At 67.3% G+C, this 447-nt stretch carries 1 protein-coding gene; it reads right to left on the reverse strand.

Going from position 1 to position 447, the window contains the following annotated elements:
- Positions 1-447 (reverse strand): Na+/H+ antiporter NhaC family protein (locus A6V37_RS20070; protein ID WP_167361445.1); only part of this gene is annotated, 447 nt, incomplete at both ends.

Below are 447 nucleotides of genomic sequence, written 5' to 3' on the forward strand. Positions count from 1 at the left end.
ATCAGCTGCAGCGGGATCATCCACTTGGCCCAGGTCAGCCAGGGGATGCGCGCCAGCGCCAGCACGCCCACCGTGATGCCGGAGGTCGGGATCATCGGCGTGGACAGTTCGCCGAGCTGGAAGGCGAGGATGGCGGTCTGGCGCGACACCCCCACCAGGTCCGCCAGCGGCGCCATGATCGGCATGGTCAGCGCGGCCTGGCCGCTGCCCGAGTGGATGAAGAAGTTGATGATCGACTGGATCAGGTACATCTTCTGGGCCGCGAACACCGGGTGGCTCGACTGCACCAGCGGCATCAGTTCGTGCAGCATGGTGTCGATGATGTGGGCGTCGCGCGCGATCACCATGGTGGCGCGCGCGATCGCGATCACCAGCGCCGTCGGCGCCAGATCCTTCACGCCCTGCATGAAGGCCGCCACCCAGTTTTCGGTGCCGAGGCGCCCGACC

It is taken from the genome of Paraburkholderia ginsengiterrae, from assembly GCF_001645125.1.
GTDB lineage: Bacteria > Pseudomonadota > Gammaproteobacteria > Burkholderiales > Burkholderiaceae > Paraburkholderia > Paraburkholderia ginsengiterrae.